Raw genomic sequence first — 16,226 nt, 5'->3', positions numbered from 1 at the left:
TTTTATTTCTTAATCCACATAACCTGCCAGGCGTGTAACGTTAATTCCTTACCCGAAATACTTTCTTCGCTAATCAAATCAAATCCATTTTCAATATCAATATTAATGGTTTGTGTCTGAGCGCTGATATTAAATAAACCAGTAATTTCTTCGCCTGTTTCTGCCGTACGTTTAATTTGCATAACGGCCGGTGTAACACTGTTAATCTTAAAATCACTATCAGGATGAAATGCTTTGTTATTACGCCGCAGAACAATTAATCGGGATAACTCATGGTAAATGGCGTGACGCAAACAAGTTTCATCGGCCAGTTCCGTTTCTATTTGTCTTATATGATATTTTTTACGGTTGATCGCCCGGTTATAACCCAGTTTTTCCACACCTTCATAGTCATTGCGCGATCCGAGGATACTTTGAATATAAATCGCTGGCACACCAGGAAAACTCAGCAAAATGGCATGGGCAAGTATAAAGCGGGAAAATCTTTCAGCATCACTGCTATTACCCGGCGTTAACGCATCCATATAGGTTACGTTAATTTCATACGGGCTTCGGCTACCATCAGGATTATTCTTCCAGTTAACCAGGGCGCCTTCCTGTTGTAATTCCGTCACCAGTCGCATGATTTCATCTTCAGGTAACAGGCCCCGTAACGGGTTGAGGCCAATTCCGTCATGCGATGCGAGGAAATTAAACCATGTGGTCTCAGTCGATGGCAGTTCCAGTGATTGCGCCCACTGACACAATGTCGTTGTATCCTGGCGTTGCACCGCATGCAGCACCAACGGCGGCAGCGAGAACTGGTACACCATGTGCGCCTCATCGCGGCCATTACCGTAATAGGAAATGTTATCCTTATGCGGAACGTTCGTTTCAGTAATAATCGCCGTACCAGGTGCCGCGCAATCAGCAATAGCGCGGAACAGTTTGATAAGCTGATGCGTTTTTTCCAGGTGAATACAGGTTGTCCCTGGCTCTTTCCACATAAAACCAACCGCATCCAGGCGGACATAATCAGCGCCCTGCTCCAGGTAACTCAGCAGTACATCGACCATCGCCAGTAATACCAATGGATTGGCATAGTTGAGATCGATCTGGTCGTCGCTGAATGTCGTCCAGAGATGACGCACAGTATTATCTTTCAGCGTAAACGGGGTCAGTAACGGTAATGCACGTGGGCGCGTGACGTTGCTCAGGTCCGTATCAGGATCCATCGCAATAAAGAATTCTTCATAACCGTCAAGCTGTTGCAAATAGTTATTAAACCATTCGCTTTTAGCTGACATATGGTTACAAACAAAATCAAACATCAGTCGACTGGATTCAGCTAATTGCTTAATATCATTCCAGTCACCGGTTTCTTCGGCAACCTGATAGTAATTAATTACTGAAAAACCATCATCCGATGACCACGGATAAAATGGCAACAGATGCACATGAGAAAATGTCGACTTAAGCCATTCATTATAAAACTGATTAAACGTTGGCAGCGTTTTTTTATCTTCCGCGTAAAATTGATCGGCGTAGGTGATCAGAACGACATCACCTTCATCCCAATGCGCTTTACGGTTTTTTTTAATTAATTTTTGTGATTTTTCTAAACGCGCAACCAGCGCTTCATAGTGAAGTGAAGAAAATGTGTCGCCATAGACTTCACTCAGACATTTTTGGATTTTTTGGTTCACCTTCATTTCTCGTGGTAGCGGTCCCATGACGCAAGAGACTACTCTGCCGGAAATAAGCTGTCAATCAGCTGAGGTGGCCTGGAGGGGGGTTATAAAAGAATTTTGGCAGCCAAAAAATCGTATTTGTGAGCTGCCGCAAATTAACTGAGGGAATGTTGATTAATTGTTGCTTGCTTTTGTTGTTTCGGATATCAGGGTTGATTACCTGAATAGCGTTTCGACAATTTTGTCGCTGCCCGGCTCAACAAAGGTTCAAGTACTAACGCCAGCAACATTTTTAGCGGACGTCGGGCCACGGACTTCACGGCCCACCCTGCTACTCCAGCCGGGCCATAGCGCAGCGCAGTCAGCAGCACCAGCTTACCTGCTATTTTAAAGCCCGGCTTTACCTTTTGCCCGGCACGTTGCCAGCGATTATTCATTTTTAACCTCACAATTGGCGGAAACGGCTGCGTAATGTGAAGGTATCAGATGTCACATAACGCTCCATCTCACGCAAACGCTTTTCACTTGCAGCCAGCTCACGATCGACAGCATCCAACAGCTCACCGCTTGATGGCTGCTGTTCTCCGGAAACCACGTTGTCCGGCATCGGATCCAACACAAACGTCAGTACGATGTAGGCGACAAAGGTGAAAAAGGCCAGACCAAAAAAGATGGACAGCACCACCAGGATCCGCACCAGTTTCACAGGAACATCGAGATAATGCGCAATACCCGCGCAAACCCCTTTCACCATGCCTTGCTGCGGTATACGCCACAGTTTTTTGTTCAGATTAACGCCCCCCATTAGCGGTCCCTCCAGTTTGGATGTTCAGCATCAAGGATGTCTTCCAGCGCTTGAATGCGCTCACGCATCCGCTGTGCGTCCTGGTTAAGTTCAGCCAGACGCTGTTGTTCACTTTGCGCCAGCTCGCCGCGACTGGAACGATTGCTGTAATGCAGCCAGAGCCAAATCGGTAAGACGAACAGCACAAAGATGGTTAACGGGATGGCCAGAAATAGCGCGCTCATGAGTACTCCTTACAGGTGATGAGCGGCGGCGCGTTCGGGCACCGCCAGATATTATTATTGCTTGTCTTGCTGCATTTTGGCTTTCAATTGCGCCAACTGCTCGCTGATTTCATCATCTGCTTTCAGGTCAGCAAATTGCTGATCCAAAGACTTCTGCTTACCGAAGTTATGGCTTTCAGCTTCAGCTTCCATTTGATCGATTCGGCGCTCAAAAGATTCAAAGCGCGCCATCGCTTCATCCAGTTTGCCGCTGTCCAGTTGACGACGAACATCACGGGAAGAGCTTGCCGCCTGATGGCGCAGCATCAACGCCTGCTGACGAGCACGGGTTTCACTAAGTTTGTTTTCCAGTTCACCAATCTCTTTTTTCATGCGCGCCAGCGTATCGTCAACCAGCGTTACCTCATGCTCCAGGGAGGCAATCAGGTCAGTCAGTTTCTGTTTTTCGATTAACGCAGAACGCGCCAAATCTTCTTTCTCTTTGCGCAGCGCCAGCTCTGCTTTTTCCTGCCACTCTGCCTGTTGGGCGCTGGCCTGTTCGATACGACGCGATAACTGTTTCTTTTCTGCCAGCGCGCGTGCGGAGTTTGAGCGCACTTCAACCAGCGTGTCTTCCATTTCCTGGATCATCAACCGCACCAGCTTCTGCGGATCTTCAGCCTTTTCCAGCAACGCATTAATGTTGGCGTTCACGATGTCGGCAAAACGAGAAAAAATACCCATAATGTAATCCTCACTTACTGTTCTGATATCGGGCAATGCCCTGCTGCTGTTCTAATGCACTTCGCATGCCAACTTTTTAATCTATTGAATTATTTGAAAATATCCAATTTTACCTGCCGGGATAAATAGGGTAAATTGGTGAATAACACTAACAAATGGTGAATTTCATCATGGCAGGATACAAAGATAATCTTCTGGGCGAAGCGAACAGCTTTATTGAAGTTCTGGAGCAGGTTTCTCATCTTGCGCCGCTGGATAAACCTGTGCTGGTCATTGGGGAACGCGGTACGGGGAAAGAGCTTATCGCCAACCGCCTGCACTATCTCTCCACCCGCTGGCAAGGCCCGTTTATTTCACTTAACTGCGCGGCGCTCAACGAAAATTTACTCGATTCCGAACTTTTTGGTCACGAAGCTGGCGCCTTTACTGGCGCGCAGAAACGTCATCCGGGTCGGTTCGAACGCGCCGATGGCGGCACGCTATTTCTTGATGAACTGGCGACCGCCCCGATGCTGGTACAGGAAAAACTGCTGCGCGTTATTGAGTACGGAGAGCTGGAACGCGTCGGCGGTAGCCAGCCGCTGCAGGTCAACGTACGACTGGTTTGCGCAACCAATGCCGACCTGCCGCGCATGGTAAGTGAAGGCACGTTCCGCGCGGACCTGCTGGATCGTCTGGCTTTTGATGTGGTGCAACTCCCACCGTTACGCGAACGTCAAAGCGACATCATGTTAATGGCTGAACATTTTGCCATTCAGATGTGCCGTGAGATCGGGTTACCGTTGTTTCCAGGGTTCACCGACGAGGCCAAAGAAACGCTCCTCCACTACCGTTGGCCGGGCAATATTCGTGAGCTGAAAAACGTCGTGGAGCGTTCAGTTTACCGACACGGGACCAGCGATTACCCGCTGAATGAGATTGTGATTGACCCGTTCAGGCGTCACACCACACCGCCGCAGGCGCAGGAAACCAGACCTGCATCCGTAACCTTACCGCTGGATCTGCGTGAGTTCCAACAGCAGCAGGAGAAGGAATTTTTGCAAACCAGCTTACAGCAGGCAAAATTTAATCAGAAAAAAGCCGCTGAATTATTAGGTCTGACCTACCATCAGCTCCGTGCGTTACTCAAGAAACACCAAATTTAGCGTACAGGGGCAGACGTTGGACGCGAGGGTTAAAACAGTTTACCATGATGCAATTACTGTATAAAAAAACAGGTTAATCATGATGACTCTGGCGTTAGTTGGCGAAAAAATTGACAGAAACAGATTCACTGGTGCGAAAGTTGAAAATAGCACATTTTTCAACTGTGATTTTTCGGGTGCCGACCTCAGCGGCACTGAGTTTATTGGCTGCCAGTTCTATGATCGAGAAAGCCAGAAAGGGTGTAATTTTAGTCGCGCTATCCTGAAAGATGCCATTTTCAAAAGTTGTGATCTCTCCATGGCGGATTTCAGGAATGTGAGCGCGCTGGGAATCGAAATTCGCCACTGCCGCGCACAAGGTTCAGATTTTCGCGGCGCAAGCTTTATGAATATGATTACCACACGCACCTGGTTTTGTAGCGCCTATATCACCAATACCAACTTAAGCTACGCCAACTTTTCAAAAGTCGTACTGGAAAAGTGCGAGCTGTGGGAAAACCGTTGGATGGGTACTCAGGTACTGGGGGCGACGTTCAGTGGTTCAGATCTTTCCGGCGGTGAGTTTTCGTCGTTCGACTGGCGGGCCGCAAACTTTACGCACTGTGATTTGACCAATTCAGAACTGGGCGATCTCGATGTCCGGGGTGTTGATTTGCAAGGCGTCAAACTGGACAGCTACCAGGCATCGTTGATCCTGGAACGTCTTGGCATCGCTGTCATTGGTTAATATTCAGAGAGCGGTGCCTGCCGCCCCCTGCCCTTAAACAGTATTGTCCGCGCTGGCTTTCCCCCGCGGACGTTTCGACTCAGCGAACATAGACGTCAGAGAGTTCCGGTCCCCCCGTCAGAACACCATACCTGACCGGATGTATAGCTGTTCTCTTCAGCCGCTAAAGTGACATACAGAGGGGCAATTTCTACCGGTTGGCCTGGCCGACAGAGCGGCGCATTTGCGCCAAATTTCTCAATTTTTTCCTGTGGCTGGCCGCCGCAACACTGCAATACCGTCCAGTACGGTCCAGGCGCGACAGCATTCACACGGATCCCTTTGGGTGCCAGTTGCTTTGCCAGCGATTTAGTAAATGCCACTATCGCCGCCTTGGTCTGAGCATAATCAAGCAGGATCTCACTTGGCTCATAAGCCTGTACCGACGAGGTGTTAATAATCACGCTGTCTCGTGAGAAATGAGGAACAGCCGCTTTGGTGATCCAAAACATGGCGTAGACATTGGTCTTGAATGTCGCATCAAACTCTTCTGTGGTGAGGTCTTCGATCGATTCGCAAAATTGCTGACGACCGGCGTTATTCACCAGAATATCCAACCCTCCCAGCGCTTCTACCGCCTGTTTTACCAGATGGTTACAGAAAGTTTCGTCACGAATATCACCGGGAATCGCCGCGACTTTTCTCCCTGCTTTTTTTATCAATTCGACAACCTCACGCGCATCGTCCTCTTCTTCAGGTAAATAATTAATCGCGACATCGGCGCCTTCGCGGGCATAAGCAATGGCAACAGCACGCCCAATACCTGAGTCACCTCCGGTAATTAATACCTTGCGACCATTTAACCTGCCGCTTCCCTGATAGCTTTCTTCGCCATGATCGGGACGCGGTTGCATTTTTCCAGCCAGACCCGGAAAAGGTTGTTTTTGATGTGGAAAAGGCGGCTGCGGAAAACGTTCTGAATTAGTTTTATTGGTGGTCTGTTTTCCTTTATTTAGGTCAGTCATTCAATCACCTCTCATGAGTCATCATTCATCGCAAAGACTAATAAGCGTAGAACAAAATGAATGACATGACCTTTATAATTTACCCACAACTTAATTTTTGCCAAATATTAACCTGGTCCTTACGATGATAACTTCACATTGCGTTGAGATATTTACTCGGATAAGTCCTGGTTTATTTATTTGTTCTTCCAGGCTGAAACTTCTTCAACCAATACCGCCAGGCTAAAACGTACCGCCTTTTCTATAACGTCCTGGCAATCCCCGGAAAAATATTCCCGTTTTGTTATTATCCGCCCGCGGAAATTCCACGCAAACCACACCGTTCCTGCAGGAGTACCATCCTCCCCACCCTCCGGCCCCGCATATCCGCTAATGGCTATGCTGATGTCGGTTTCGGCTTGCTCACGTATCCCTGCAGACATCTCACTGACCGTTTGCTCACTAACGGCGCTATATTTCTCCAGCGTACTGGCCCGCACGCCGAGCATTTTCTGCTTGGCGCGATCGCTAAAGGTTATAACGCCGATATCATAAAATTCTGCGGTATCCGCCTGTGCACAAAGCGCGGCGGCCAAGTTTCCTCCTGTACAAGATTCTGCGGTAGTCAACGTTAAACCGCGATCAATAAGCGTTTTTGCAACCCGTTTCGTCAGTTCATTGCGTGTTTTTGCGTCATTGTACTCCGTGTTCATTACCGCCTCGCTAATTCTCTTCAGGAATGACAGAAATATGTCCGTTACGTTCCAGAATGGCATACTTGATTTTACTGGATTCGGTAATCCCCTGATTTTGCCGCGCAGCGACTAATATATCGTCAAGAGAAACATCCACTTTCTTCATTTTATCCAATAAAGGGATCCCGTGATCAAGCAGGATAACCGGAGAGCCATCCAGTACAGATTCTGCCCCACCTACCTTTTTCTTAATGAAACCAAACAGAATATCAATAGTAACCAGTGTGACAATCGTGATCATGGCGCCGGTTAGCGAAAAATCATTACCCAATAAGGCTTGCTGAGTTGCTTCACTGATAATCAGTAATAAAATCAGATCGAAGCTGGTCATTTGTAACAATGCCCGGCGACCGGCTATTTTGAAAACCACCAGCAAAATAAGGTAAATGGCTAATGCCCGGAAGACCATCTCCATACCCACCTCCTAAGGATAAATAAATTGTCTGAAGCGGATTTCAGGTTCGCCATTTAGCTGGAGAAAACTCATTACACTTCCTGGCTTCACGGGCGTAACCTGCAGCCAGACAGTAAAATCCTGCGTTGCTTCAGAATCATTGTAGACAAGGTAAAGATGATTACCCTTGCTGTACATGCTGTCTGGCTGCGGCCAAATATTTTCCATCTCATAAAAGTTGTTGAAATCGCCGCCAATGCGCAACGTCATGTTCACAGAATCATGCTTCTGTGCCGAGATTTTAAATTTAAATTCCGTTTGCAAACGACCAAATTTTTCGAATTGTAACTCTGTTGTCTTTAAGGTGTTTTTTCTCGTTACCTCACTTAAATACCCGCCGGAAAACGCTCCCGCAGTAGCAAGTAATACAATGCAGAGCAAACAGATAAAACCAATCTTGTGAAAGCCTGATTCAAAATTCAGAAAACGCTGACTCTCTTTCACTCCTTGCAAATGGGCTTTCTCTCTGTTCATTTCACCGCCTCGCTTATATCACACCAATCCTTTGTTTTATTGAAAAATTATCATTTGAGACTTATCCCACTCGCCAGATTAATAAATAGCAACCAAACTTAATAAGTCAAATCAATTTCTATGGAGGCTCTATGAAAATATCTTTCGCCCCCTTACTGTGTTGTTTTTTATTGCCATCAGCGTTTGCCGATGATAATGGTGGATTGAAAAAAGATACCGCCCCGCCACCTGCCCACGCACTGGATGAAGGATATCGCGGCACTGAAGATGCAAGAATCATGACCGTCCAACAAGCTAAAACTATGCATGACGGAGCGACTATCTCTTTACGGGGTAATCTCATTGAGGATCAAGGAGGAGATAAGTTTATCTTCCGTGACAAAACCGGCACGATCAATACCCTTATTCCGCTTGCCGTCTTTGATGGCCGAACGGTAAAACCCGATCAAATGATCAGGATTAACGGTAGCCTTGACGCTAAAATGCAACCGCCGGTGGTACGCGTTAATAAAATCCAGAAGTAATTCGACATACGGGAAGATATTCACTCTTCCCGCCTCATTCTTGTTTATTTTCCTCTGATTCTGCAGACATTCCTCCCACACAACAGACTCATTTTTCCCGTCAGACACCTCCCGCCATTGAATCCGGCGTTTAAGCGAGTCAGAGGTGCCATGAAAATGCTAAGATAGCTAATAGAGGATATGCAAAGTGGATAGCAGGTATGAATTTTGACCAACTGGCGATGTTGAATTCGCGGTTATCAACCCTGCAGCCCCCAAACACAAACGGTAATGGCAAATGTCATTAAGTATTAGTAAGATAGCTTCTTTATATATAACCCTTTAAAATTATGCGCCTGGTTTTATCATCTCTGATCGTGATGGCTGGACTTCTGAGTGGTCAGGCTGCAGCTGCGCCTGAGCAGGCCTCGTACGCTGATATTCGTGACAGTGGCTTTGTCTATTGCGTCAGCGGGCAGGTCAATACGTTCAATCCACAAAAAGCGAGCAGCGGTCTCATCGTAGACACATTAGCGGCCCAATTGTATGACCGACTGCTTGATGTCGATCCCTATACTTATCGCCTGGTGCCAGAACTGGCTGAAAGCTGGGAAGTATTGGATAACGGCGCAACCTACCGCTTCCATTTACGTCGCGATGTTCCGTTTCAAAAGACAGCCTGGTTCACGCCCACCCGCAAACTGAATGCGGACGATGTGGTATTTACCTTCGAGCGCATCTTTGATCGCCAACATCCGTGGCACAATATCAATGGCAGCAGTTTTCCCTATTTTGACAGCCTGCAGTTCGCCGATAACGTCCAAAGCGTGCGCAAGCTGGACAACAACACCGTTGAATTTCGCTTAAATCAACCCGACGCCTCCTTCTTGTGGCACCTTGCCACACATTATGCCTCGGTGATGTCGGCAGAATATGCCGCCAAATTAGCCAAACAAGATCGCCAGGAATTACTTGACCGACAACCCGTCGGCACAGGTCCGTACCAACTTTCAGAAAATCGTGCAGGCCAATATATTCGCCTGCAACGGCATGAAAAATTCTGGCGAGGTACCCCCTTGATGCCACAAGTCGTGGTGGATCTCGGCTCTGGCGGAACTGGCCGTTTATCGAAATTACTGACCGGCGAGTGCGACGTGCTGGCCTGGCCAGCTGCCAGCCAGCTCAGCATATTGCGTGATGATCCTCGACTGCGTTTGACGTTGCGTCCTGGGATGAATATCGCCTATCTGGCGTTCAACACGGATAAACCGCCGTTGAACAACCCTGCCGTACGACATGCGCTAGCGCTGGCCATTAACAACCAACGGTTAATGCAATCTATTTACTACGGTACGGCGGAAACCGCGGCATCTATTTTGCCTCGCGCCTCGTGGGCTTATGACAACGAAGCTAAAATTACTGAGTACAACCCGGCAAAATCGCGCGAGCAGTTAAAAGCGCTGGGGCTGGAAAATCTGACGTTACAACTTTGGGTCCCCACCAGTTCTCAGGCCTGGAACCCAAGCCCGCTGAAAACCGCAGAGCTGATTCAGGCTGATATGGCTCAGGTGGGTGTGAAAGTGAAGATCATCCCGGTAGAAGGTCGTTTTCAGGAGGCGCGATTAATGGATATGAACCATGATCTGACGTTGTCCGGCTGGGCAACTGACAGTAACGATCCTGACAGCTTTTTCCGACCGATGCTCAGTTGTGCCGCCATTAACTCACAGACCAACTTTGCCCACTGGTGCAATCCGGAGTTTGACAGCATTTTGCGCAAAGCCCTCTCTTCGCAACAACTCTCCTCGCGAATTGATGCCTACGACGAAGCGCAAAATATTCTTGCGCGCGAGTTGCCGATCCTGCCGCTGGCCTCTTCGCTTCGTTTGCAGGCTTATCGCTATGACATCAAAGGGTTGGTGCTCAGTCCGTTCGGCAACGCTTCTTTTGCCGGGGTTTCCAGGGAAAAGGCTGACGAGGTGAAAAAACCATGATTATCTTCACCCTGCGCCGTTTTTTATTACTTCTGGTCACCCTGTTCTTCCTGACTTTTATTGGGTTCAGCCTGAGCTACTTCACACCTCATGCGCCGTTACAGGGCGCATCGCTGTGGAACGCATGGGTATTCTGGTTCAATGGCCTGATTCACTGGGATTTTGGTGTGTCCAGTATTAACGGCCAGTTGATCTCAGAACAACTCAAAGAGGTGTTTCCGGCGACAATGGAACTGTGCATTCTGGCCTTTGGTTTTGCACTGATGGTCGGGATCCCGATAGGCATGTTGGCGGGCATAACACGTAATAAATGGCAGGATCGTTGCATCAGCGCATTGGCTCTGATGGGCTTTTCTATTCCGGTTTTTTGGCTGGCGCTGCTGCTGACGTTGCTCTTCTCACTGACCCTCGGCTGGCTGCCCGTTTCCGGGCGTTTTGATCTGCTCTACGAAGTTAAGCCCGTTACCGGATTTGCCATTATCGACGCCTGGATCACCGACTCGCCCTGGCGCGATGAAATGCTGGTCAGTGCGATCCGCCATATGGTGCTTCCGGTGTTAACGCTCTCCGTTGCACCGACGACGGAAGTTATTCGTCTGATGCGTATCAGCACCATTGAGGTCTTTGATCAAAACTATGTTAAAGCGGCGGCTACTCGTGGTTTGTCACGGTTAACAATTTTACGACGTCACGTACTGCACAACGCTCTCCCACCGGTTATCCCGCGCCTGGGGTTACAGTTTTCCACCATGCTGACGCTGGCGATGATCACCGAGATGGTCTTTAGCTGGCCAGGTCTTGGCCGTTGGCTGATTAACGCGATTCGCCAGCAGGATTACGCGGCGATTTCGGCGGGTGTGATGGTGATAGGCTCACTGGTTATCATCGTTAACGTCATCTCTGATATTTTGGGTGCTATGGCTAACCCTCTGAAACATAAGGAATGGTATGCCTTACGATAGCGTCTACAGCGAAAAGCGCCCGCCTGGTACGCTGCGCACCGCATGGCGCAATTTTTACGGCGATACAACCGCAATGATCGGCCTGTATGGCTGTGCGGGACTGGCGATTCTGTGTATTTTTGGTGGTTGGTTCGCGCCTTACGGCATCGACCAGCAGTTTCTCGGTTATCAGCTTTTACCGCCGTCATGGTCGCGCTATGGCGAAGTCTCTTTCTTCCTCGGGACTGATGACCTGGGGCGTGATGTTTTAAGTCGCCTGCTCAGCGGTGCGGCCCCAACCGTGGGCGGTGCGTTTGTCGTAACTCTCGCCGCCACGCTGTGTGGCTTGTTACTGGGGGTGGTTGCCGGAGCAACGCACGGTTTGCGTTCCGCGGTGCTCAATCACATTCTGGACACTCTGCTGTCGATCCCTTCACTGTTGCTGGCGATTATTGTGGTGGCTTTTGCCGGTCCGCATCTGACTCACGCGATGTTTGCCGTCTGGCTGGCGCTGCTGCCGCGGATGGTTCGCTCCGTCTACAGCATGGTGCATGACGAGCTGGAAAAAGAGTATGTTATTGCCGCTCGCCTTGATGGCGCAACCACGCTCAATATTCTGTGGTTCGCCGTTCTGCCCAATATTACCGCCGGGCTTATCACTGAAATCACCCGTGCGCTGTCGATGGCGATTCTGGATATCGCCGCGCTGGGTTTTCTTGACCTTGGCGCGCAGTTGCCATCACCGGAATGGGGAGCCATGCTCGGCGACGCGCTGGAGCTGATTTATGTCGCACCGTGGACAGTGATGCTGCCAGGCGCGGCGATCATGATAAGCGTGCTGCTGGTTAACCTGCTGGGTGATGGCGTGCGCCGCGCAATTATTGCGGGGGTGGAATAATGCCATTACTCGATATCCGCAACCTGACCATTGAATTCAGAACCGGCGACGACTGGGTAAAAGCGGTTGACCGTGTCAGCATGACCCTCAATGAGGGGGAAATCCGCGGACTGGTCGGCGAGTCCGGCTCCGGCAAGAGCCTGATCGCCAAGGCTATTTGCGGCGTCGCCAAGGATAACTGGCGCGTAACCGCAGACCGTATGCGCTTTGATGACATCGATCTCCTGCGCCTTTCCGCGCGTGAACGACGCAAGCTGGTCGGTCATAACGTTTCCATGATCTTTCAGGAACCACAATCGTGTCTTGACCCGTCCGAGCGTATTGGGCGACAGCTGATGCAAAATATTCCAGCCTGGACCTATAAGGGGCGCTGGTGGCAGCGCATCGGCTGGCGCAAACGCCGGGCGATTGAGCTTTTGCACCGCGTCGGGATAAAAGATCATAAAGATGCCATGCGCAGCTTCCCGTATGAACTGACTGACGGCGAGTGTCAGAAGGTAATGATCGCTATTGCACTGGCGAATCAGCCGCGCTTGCTGATTGCCGATGAACCGACGAACGCGATGGAGCCAACGACCCAGGCGCAAATATTTCGCCTGCTGACCCGGCTGAACCAAAACAGTAATACTACCATTTTGTTGATCAGCCATGACCTGCAAATGCTCAGCCAGTGGGCGGACAAAATCAACGTAATGTATTGCGGACAAACGGTGGAAACGGCGCCCAGTAAAGATCTGGTGACGATTCCACATCATCCTTATACGCAAGCGTTGATCCGCGCCATTCCTGATTTTGGTAGCGCGATGCCGCATAAAAGTCGTCTGAATACCATGCCAGGAGCGATTCCATTGCTGGAACAATTACCCATCGGCTGCCGTCTGGGGCCGCGCTGCCCTTATGCTCAGCGTGAATGTATTGAAACCCCACGACTGACCGGAGCAAAGAATCACCTCTACGCCTGTCATTTCCCGCTGAACATGGAGAGAGAGTGAGATGGTAGAAACCCTGCTCGAAGTTCGCAATCTGAGCAAAACCTTTCGCTACCGGACGGGTTTATTTCGCCGCCAGACCGTTGAGGCCGTTAAGCCACTCAGCTTTACCCTGCGCGAACGTCAGACACTCGCGGTCATTGGTGAGAATGGTTCCGGTAAGTCCACGCTGGCAAAGATGTTAGCTGGCATGATTGAACCCACCAGCGGTGAACTGCTGATTGACGATCATCCGCTCCAGTATGGTGATTATTCATTCCGTAGTCAGCGTATCCGTATGATTTTTCAGGATCCGTCAACATCGCTTAACCCTCGTCAGCGTATTTCACAAATCCTTGATTTCCCGCTGCGTCTGAACACCGACCTGGAACCTGAACAGCGTCGCAAACAGATTATAGAAACGATGCGCATGGTTGGACTGTTACCTGACCATGTGAGCTATTACCCGCATATGTTGGCGCCGGGACAAAAACAGCGTCTGGGGCTTGCCCGCGCGCTTATTTTACGACCTAAAGTGATTATCGCCGACGAGGCCCTTGCCTCTCTGGACATGTCGATGCGTTCGCAGCTCATCAATTTGATGCTGGAATTACAGGAAAAACAGGGGATTTCGTATATCTATGTGACTCAACATATCGGCATGATGAAGCACATTAGCGATCAAGTATTAGTCATGCATCAGGGTGAAGTTGTTGAGCGTGGCAGTACCGCGGATGTTCTGGCCTCCCCGCTGCATGAGCTGACTCGTCGTCTGATTGCAGGGCATTTTGGCGAGGCGCTCACCGCCGACGCCTGGCGGAAAGATCGCTAACAAAGCCGCTGCCCTCCGAAACCGGAGGGCAATTGCGCCATCAGTGACCAACACCGGGTAAGAGCAGTGTCTCGACCTCGTGAAAAACGACTGACGGAAAAACGCTCCCCTGTATCGCCCAGACACCTGCCGCGCTGACGTCATCGATAAGTCGTGATGTTTCGACCCCCTCCACCGCAACGTGATCGCAATATTCCCGGATGTTTTTGATAAGCACCGGGAACATCGGCTTTTCTACCTGTTCAAGGAAGAAACCGCGATCCAATTTAACCACGTCAAAATGACCGCAAACCAGCGGACTTGCCCCGACGTTACCGGAGCCGAGATCGCCCAGCCATAGCGCGTTTGGGCCGTTACAGAGTGAATTAATCAGCAGATTATTCAGGCAAATCGTACTCGACAGAAAACGCTCTGACAGTTCCAGTGCAATAAAGGGCATTGCGTGTAGGGCCGACTTGATGACCGGATCACCAATCGCCAGAAGTGCCATTTCATCGATGAGATGAAGGGTACAGAGCAGATTGTTGCTCTCAAACCAATCACGCTTTTCGGCAATTAACTGAATTTGCTTGAGCATGAAATTACGCTTTTGTTCGCTATTCCACGCTGAAACGACGAAATCTGCATGCAATGGGCGAACCGTATCTGCAGCAAACCGGGCGATCATCTCCACGCCCAGCAACTTATTTGTTGTGTCTCTCATCGGTTCCGCGATGAAATGATAGTGCATAAGACCACTCCAATTGATCATAACTTCCTGATAATGCACTTTTAATCACAATCAATCAATAATATCGATCAATGTATCGATATTGATCGATAAAAACAATATATCATAACAATCTGAATATATGCATGTTTTTTGTTTTAAGAAAGTTCCTACCTTGCTATGTTTATTAACATCAGCTAGCGCCTTAATAATACCATTTTAGCGCCTTTAAAGCCTTGTATTTTCTCATTGTCTTCAATGCAATACGGGTCGGGCAAAGCACAACCAGGGGAAGTAATATCCTCGCCATTTGCAATGAATGGTAAGGGGCATTTAGAGTTGATAACCATTCTAAAAGGAACAATGAGTAGGATATAATTTCAGCCCAATTTCGCGCGTTTTTGACATGGCAATCATCACGCATTGATTGCTACGAAGAAGCAATGACCATAAGGATTAAAGCTATGGGTTTTCTTTCCGGTAAGCGTCTTCTGGTGACGGGTCTTGCCAGTAAATTGTCCATTGCCTGGGGAATCGCTCAGGCAATGCATCGTGAAGGCGCTGAACTGGCGTTCACCTACCAGAACGACAAACTAAAAGGCCGAGTGGAGGAATTTGCCGCTCAACTGGGGTCCAGCATCGTACTACAATGTGATGTTGCCGAAGATGCCAGCATCGATGCGATGTTCGCTGAACTGAGCCACTCCTGGCCGAAATTCGACGGATTCGTGCATTCCATCGGTTTCGCGCCTGCTGACCAGTTGGATGGCGACTATGTGAATGCGGTCACCCGCGAAGGTTTTAAAATTGCTCATGACATCAGCGCTTACAGCTTTGTTGCGATGGCAAAAGCTTGCCGCTCTATGCTTAACCCTGGCTCTGCGCTACTGACGCTATCCTACCTGGGTGCAGAGCGCGCAATCCCTAACTACAACGTGATGGGTCTGGCGAAAGCGTCTCTGGAAGCCAACGTCCGTTACATGGCTAACGCAATGGGTCCTGAAGGTGTACGAGTGAACGCCATCTCCGCAGGTCCTATCCGCACTCTTGCCGCTTCCGGCATCAAAGATTTCCGTAAAATGCTGGCGCATTGTGAAGCGGTGACGCCGATTCGCCGCACCGTGACGATTGAAGATGTAGGCAATTCCGCAGCATTCCTGTGCTCCGATCTTTCTGCCGGCATCTCTGGTGAAGTCGTTCACGTGGATGGTGGCTTCAGCATTGCAGCGATGAACGAGCTGGATCTGAAATAATCGTTTAGTCCTCTGTGGGCGGCCTGCCGTCGCCCATGATTTCACCTCCTCCTCCACTGCCCTGTGCCATATATACTTTTCCGATATTTATTATCACGTAACAATCTTTCATCCCCTCATCGGCTTACGTCAGGATATTGCAGCGCAAACGATCCGGCGTAGATGTAT

Annotated in this window: 19 protein-coding genes; 9 read left to right on the top strand and 10 right to left on the bottom strand. The window is 49.4% G+C overall.

Annotated features, from left to right (window positions below; genetic code table 11):
- Positions 1–2 precede the first annotated feature (2 nt).
- From FDW97_RS18300 to pspA, 5 genes are all read right to left on the bottom strand, one after another.
- Positions 3–1,685, bottom strand: coding sequence for a sugar phosphorylase (locus FDW97_RS18300; RefSeq protein WP_170973705.1), 1,683 nt, complete (start codon positions 1,683–1,685; stop codon positions 3–5).
- 191 nt (positions 1,686–1,876) lie between these two features.
- Positions 1,877–2,107 carry a phage shock protein PspD gene (pspD, locus tag FDW97_RS18295; protein ID WP_038640914.1) on the bottom strand — a complete coding sequence of 77 codons (231 nt, stop codon included), beginning with the start codon at positions 2,105–2,107 and terminating at the stop codon, positions 1,877–1,879.
- Between the two features lie 8 nt (positions 2,108–2,115).
- Positions 2,116–2,475 (bottom strand): envelope stress response membrane protein PspC, encoded by a 360-nt coding sequence (pspC, locus tag FDW97_RS18290; protein WP_004193243.1) that lies wholly within the window; start codon positions 2,473–2,475, stop codon positions 2,116–2,118.
- Positions 2,475–2,699: an envelope stress response membrane protein PspB gene (gene pspB / locus FDW97_RS18285; protein ID WP_038640917.1), complete on the bottom strand. Its 225-nt coding sequence runs from the start codon at positions 2,697–2,699 to the stop codon at positions 2,475–2,477. The genes pspC and pspB overlap by 1 nt, the downstream gene beginning before the upstream one ends.
- Before the next feature lie 54 nt (positions 2,700–2,753).
- Positions 2,754–3,422 (bottom strand): phage shock protein PspA, encoded by a 669-nt coding sequence (pspA, locus tag FDW97_RS18280; protein WP_003020532.1) that lies wholly within the window; start codon positions 3,420–3,422, stop codon positions 2,754–2,756.
- Positions 3,423–3,577: 155 nt separating this feature from the next.
- Here pspA and pspF point away from each other — a divergent pair, with 155 nt between their 5' ends.
- Both pspF and FDW97_RS18270 read left to right on the top strand, forming a co-directional pair.
- Positions 3,578–4,567, top strand: a complete 990-nt coding sequence (pspF, locus tag FDW97_RS18275) for a phage shock protein operon transcriptional activator (RefSeq protein WP_170973704.1) — start codon at positions 3,578–3,580, stop codon at positions 4,565–4,567.
- Positions 4,568–4,649: 82 nt separating this feature from the next.
- Complete coding sequence (locus FDW97_RS18270; RefSeq protein ID WP_038640920.1) at positions 4,650–5,294, top strand: quinolone resistance pentapeptide repeat protein QnrB12; 645 nt, start codon at positions 4,650–4,652, stop codon at positions 5,292–5,294.
- A gap of 95 nt (positions 5,295–5,389) precedes the next feature.
- Here FDW97_RS18270 and FDW97_RS18265 read toward each other — a convergent pair whose 3' ends face one another.
- From FDW97_RS18265 to FDW97_RS18250, 4 genes are all read right to left on the bottom strand, one after another.
- The gene (locus FDW97_RS18265) at positions 5,390–6,298 is read right to left on the bottom strand and encodes an SDR family oxidoreductase (protein WP_137351425.1); all 909 of its coding nucleotides are present in this window, start codon (positions 6,296–6,298) and stop codon (positions 5,390–5,392) included.
- Between the two features lie 176 nt (positions 6,299–6,474).
- Positions 6,475–6,990, bottom strand: coding sequence for a 2-oxo-tetronate isomerase (locus FDW97_RS18260; protein ID WP_233638400.1), 516 nt, complete (start codon positions 6,988–6,990; stop codon positions 6,475–6,477).
- A 10-nt stretch (positions 6,991–7,000) separates the two neighbouring features.
- Positions 7,001–7,447, bottom strand: coding sequence for a DUF421 domain-containing protein (locus FDW97_RS18255; protein ID WP_038640925.1), 447 nt, complete (start codon positions 7,445–7,447; stop codon positions 7,001–7,003).
- A 9-nt stretch (positions 7,448–7,456) separates the two neighbouring features.
- On the bottom strand, positions 7,457–7,960 hold the full coding sequence (locus FDW97_RS18250) for a hypothetical protein (RefSeq protein ID WP_085048109.1): 504 nt from the start codon (positions 7,958–7,960) through the stop codon (positions 7,457–7,459).
- Positions 7,961–8,091: 131 nt separating this feature from the next.
- On the opposite strand from FDW97_RS18250, the gene FDW97_RS18245 reads away from it, so the two are divergent.
- From FDW97_RS18245 to sapF, 6 genes are all read left to right on the top strand, one after another.
- Positions 8,092–8,484, top strand: a complete 393-nt coding sequence (locus FDW97_RS18245; RefSeq protein WP_087856130.1) for a YdeI family stress tolerance OB fold protein — start codon at positions 8,092–8,094, stop codon at positions 8,482–8,484.
- A gap of 329 nt (positions 8,485–8,813) precedes the next feature.
- A complete protein-coding gene (gene sapA / locus FDW97_RS18240; RefSeq protein ID WP_038640931.1) occupies positions 8,814–10,457 on the top strand; it encodes an ABC transporter substrate-binding protein SapA in 1,644 nt (547 codons plus the stop codon).
- Positions 10,454–11,419, top strand: coding sequence for a peptide ABC transporter permease SapB (sapB, locus tag FDW97_RS18235; RefSeq protein ID WP_061381249.1), 966 nt, complete (start codon positions 10,454–10,456; stop codon positions 11,417–11,419). The genes sapA and sapB overlap by 4 nt, the downstream gene beginning before the upstream one ends.
- A complete protein-coding gene (gene sapC, locus FDW97_RS18230) occupies positions 11,406–12,296 on the top strand; it encodes a peptide ABC transporter permease SapC (RefSeq protein WP_137351424.1) in 891 nt (296 codons plus the stop codon). The genes sapB and sapC overlap by 14 nt, the downstream gene beginning before the upstream one ends.
- On the top strand, positions 12,296–13,288 hold the full coding sequence (gene sapD / locus FDW97_RS18225; protein WP_003020556.1) for a peptide ABC transporter ATP-binding protein SapD: 993 nt from the start codon (positions 12,296–12,298) through the stop codon (positions 13,286–13,288). Before sapC ends, sapD begins: the two co-directional genes overlap by 1 nt.
- A gap of 1 nt (position 13,289) precedes the next feature.
- Positions 13,290–14,096 carry a peptide ABC transporter ATP-binding protein SapF gene (sapF, locus tag FDW97_RS18220; RefSeq protein WP_038640937.1) on the top strand — a complete coding sequence of 269 codons (807 nt, stop codon included), beginning with the start codon at positions 13,290–13,292 and terminating at the stop codon, positions 14,094–14,096.
- A 40-nt stretch (positions 14,097–14,136) separates the two neighbouring features.
- Here the strand turns inward: sapF and FDW97_RS18215 are convergent, their stop codons facing one another.
- Entirely contained in the window at positions 14,137–14,826 is a 690-nt protein-coding gene (locus tag FDW97_RS18215) for an EAL domain-containing protein (protein WP_137351447.1), read from the bottom strand.
- A gap of 443 nt (positions 14,827–15,269) precedes the next feature.
- On the opposite strand from FDW97_RS18215, the gene fabI reads away from it, so the two are divergent.
- Positions 15,270–16,058 carry an enoyl-ACP reductase FabI gene (fabI, locus tag FDW97_RS18210; protein WP_038640941.1) on the top strand — a complete coding sequence of 263 codons (789 nt, stop codon included), beginning with the start codon at positions 15,270–15,272 and terminating at the stop codon, positions 16,056–16,058.
- The last annotated feature ends 168 nt before the right edge of the window (positions 16,059–16,226 follow it).

The sequence above is a fragment of the Citrobacter sp. wls708 genome (assembly GCF_005281255.1).
Classification (GTDB): Bacteria; Pseudomonadota; Gammaproteobacteria; order Enterobacterales; family Enterobacteriaceae; genus Citrobacter; species Citrobacter werkmanii.
Note: the sequence above shows the minus strand (reverse complement) of the source record. Positions and strands in the feature narration are given on the sequence as shown.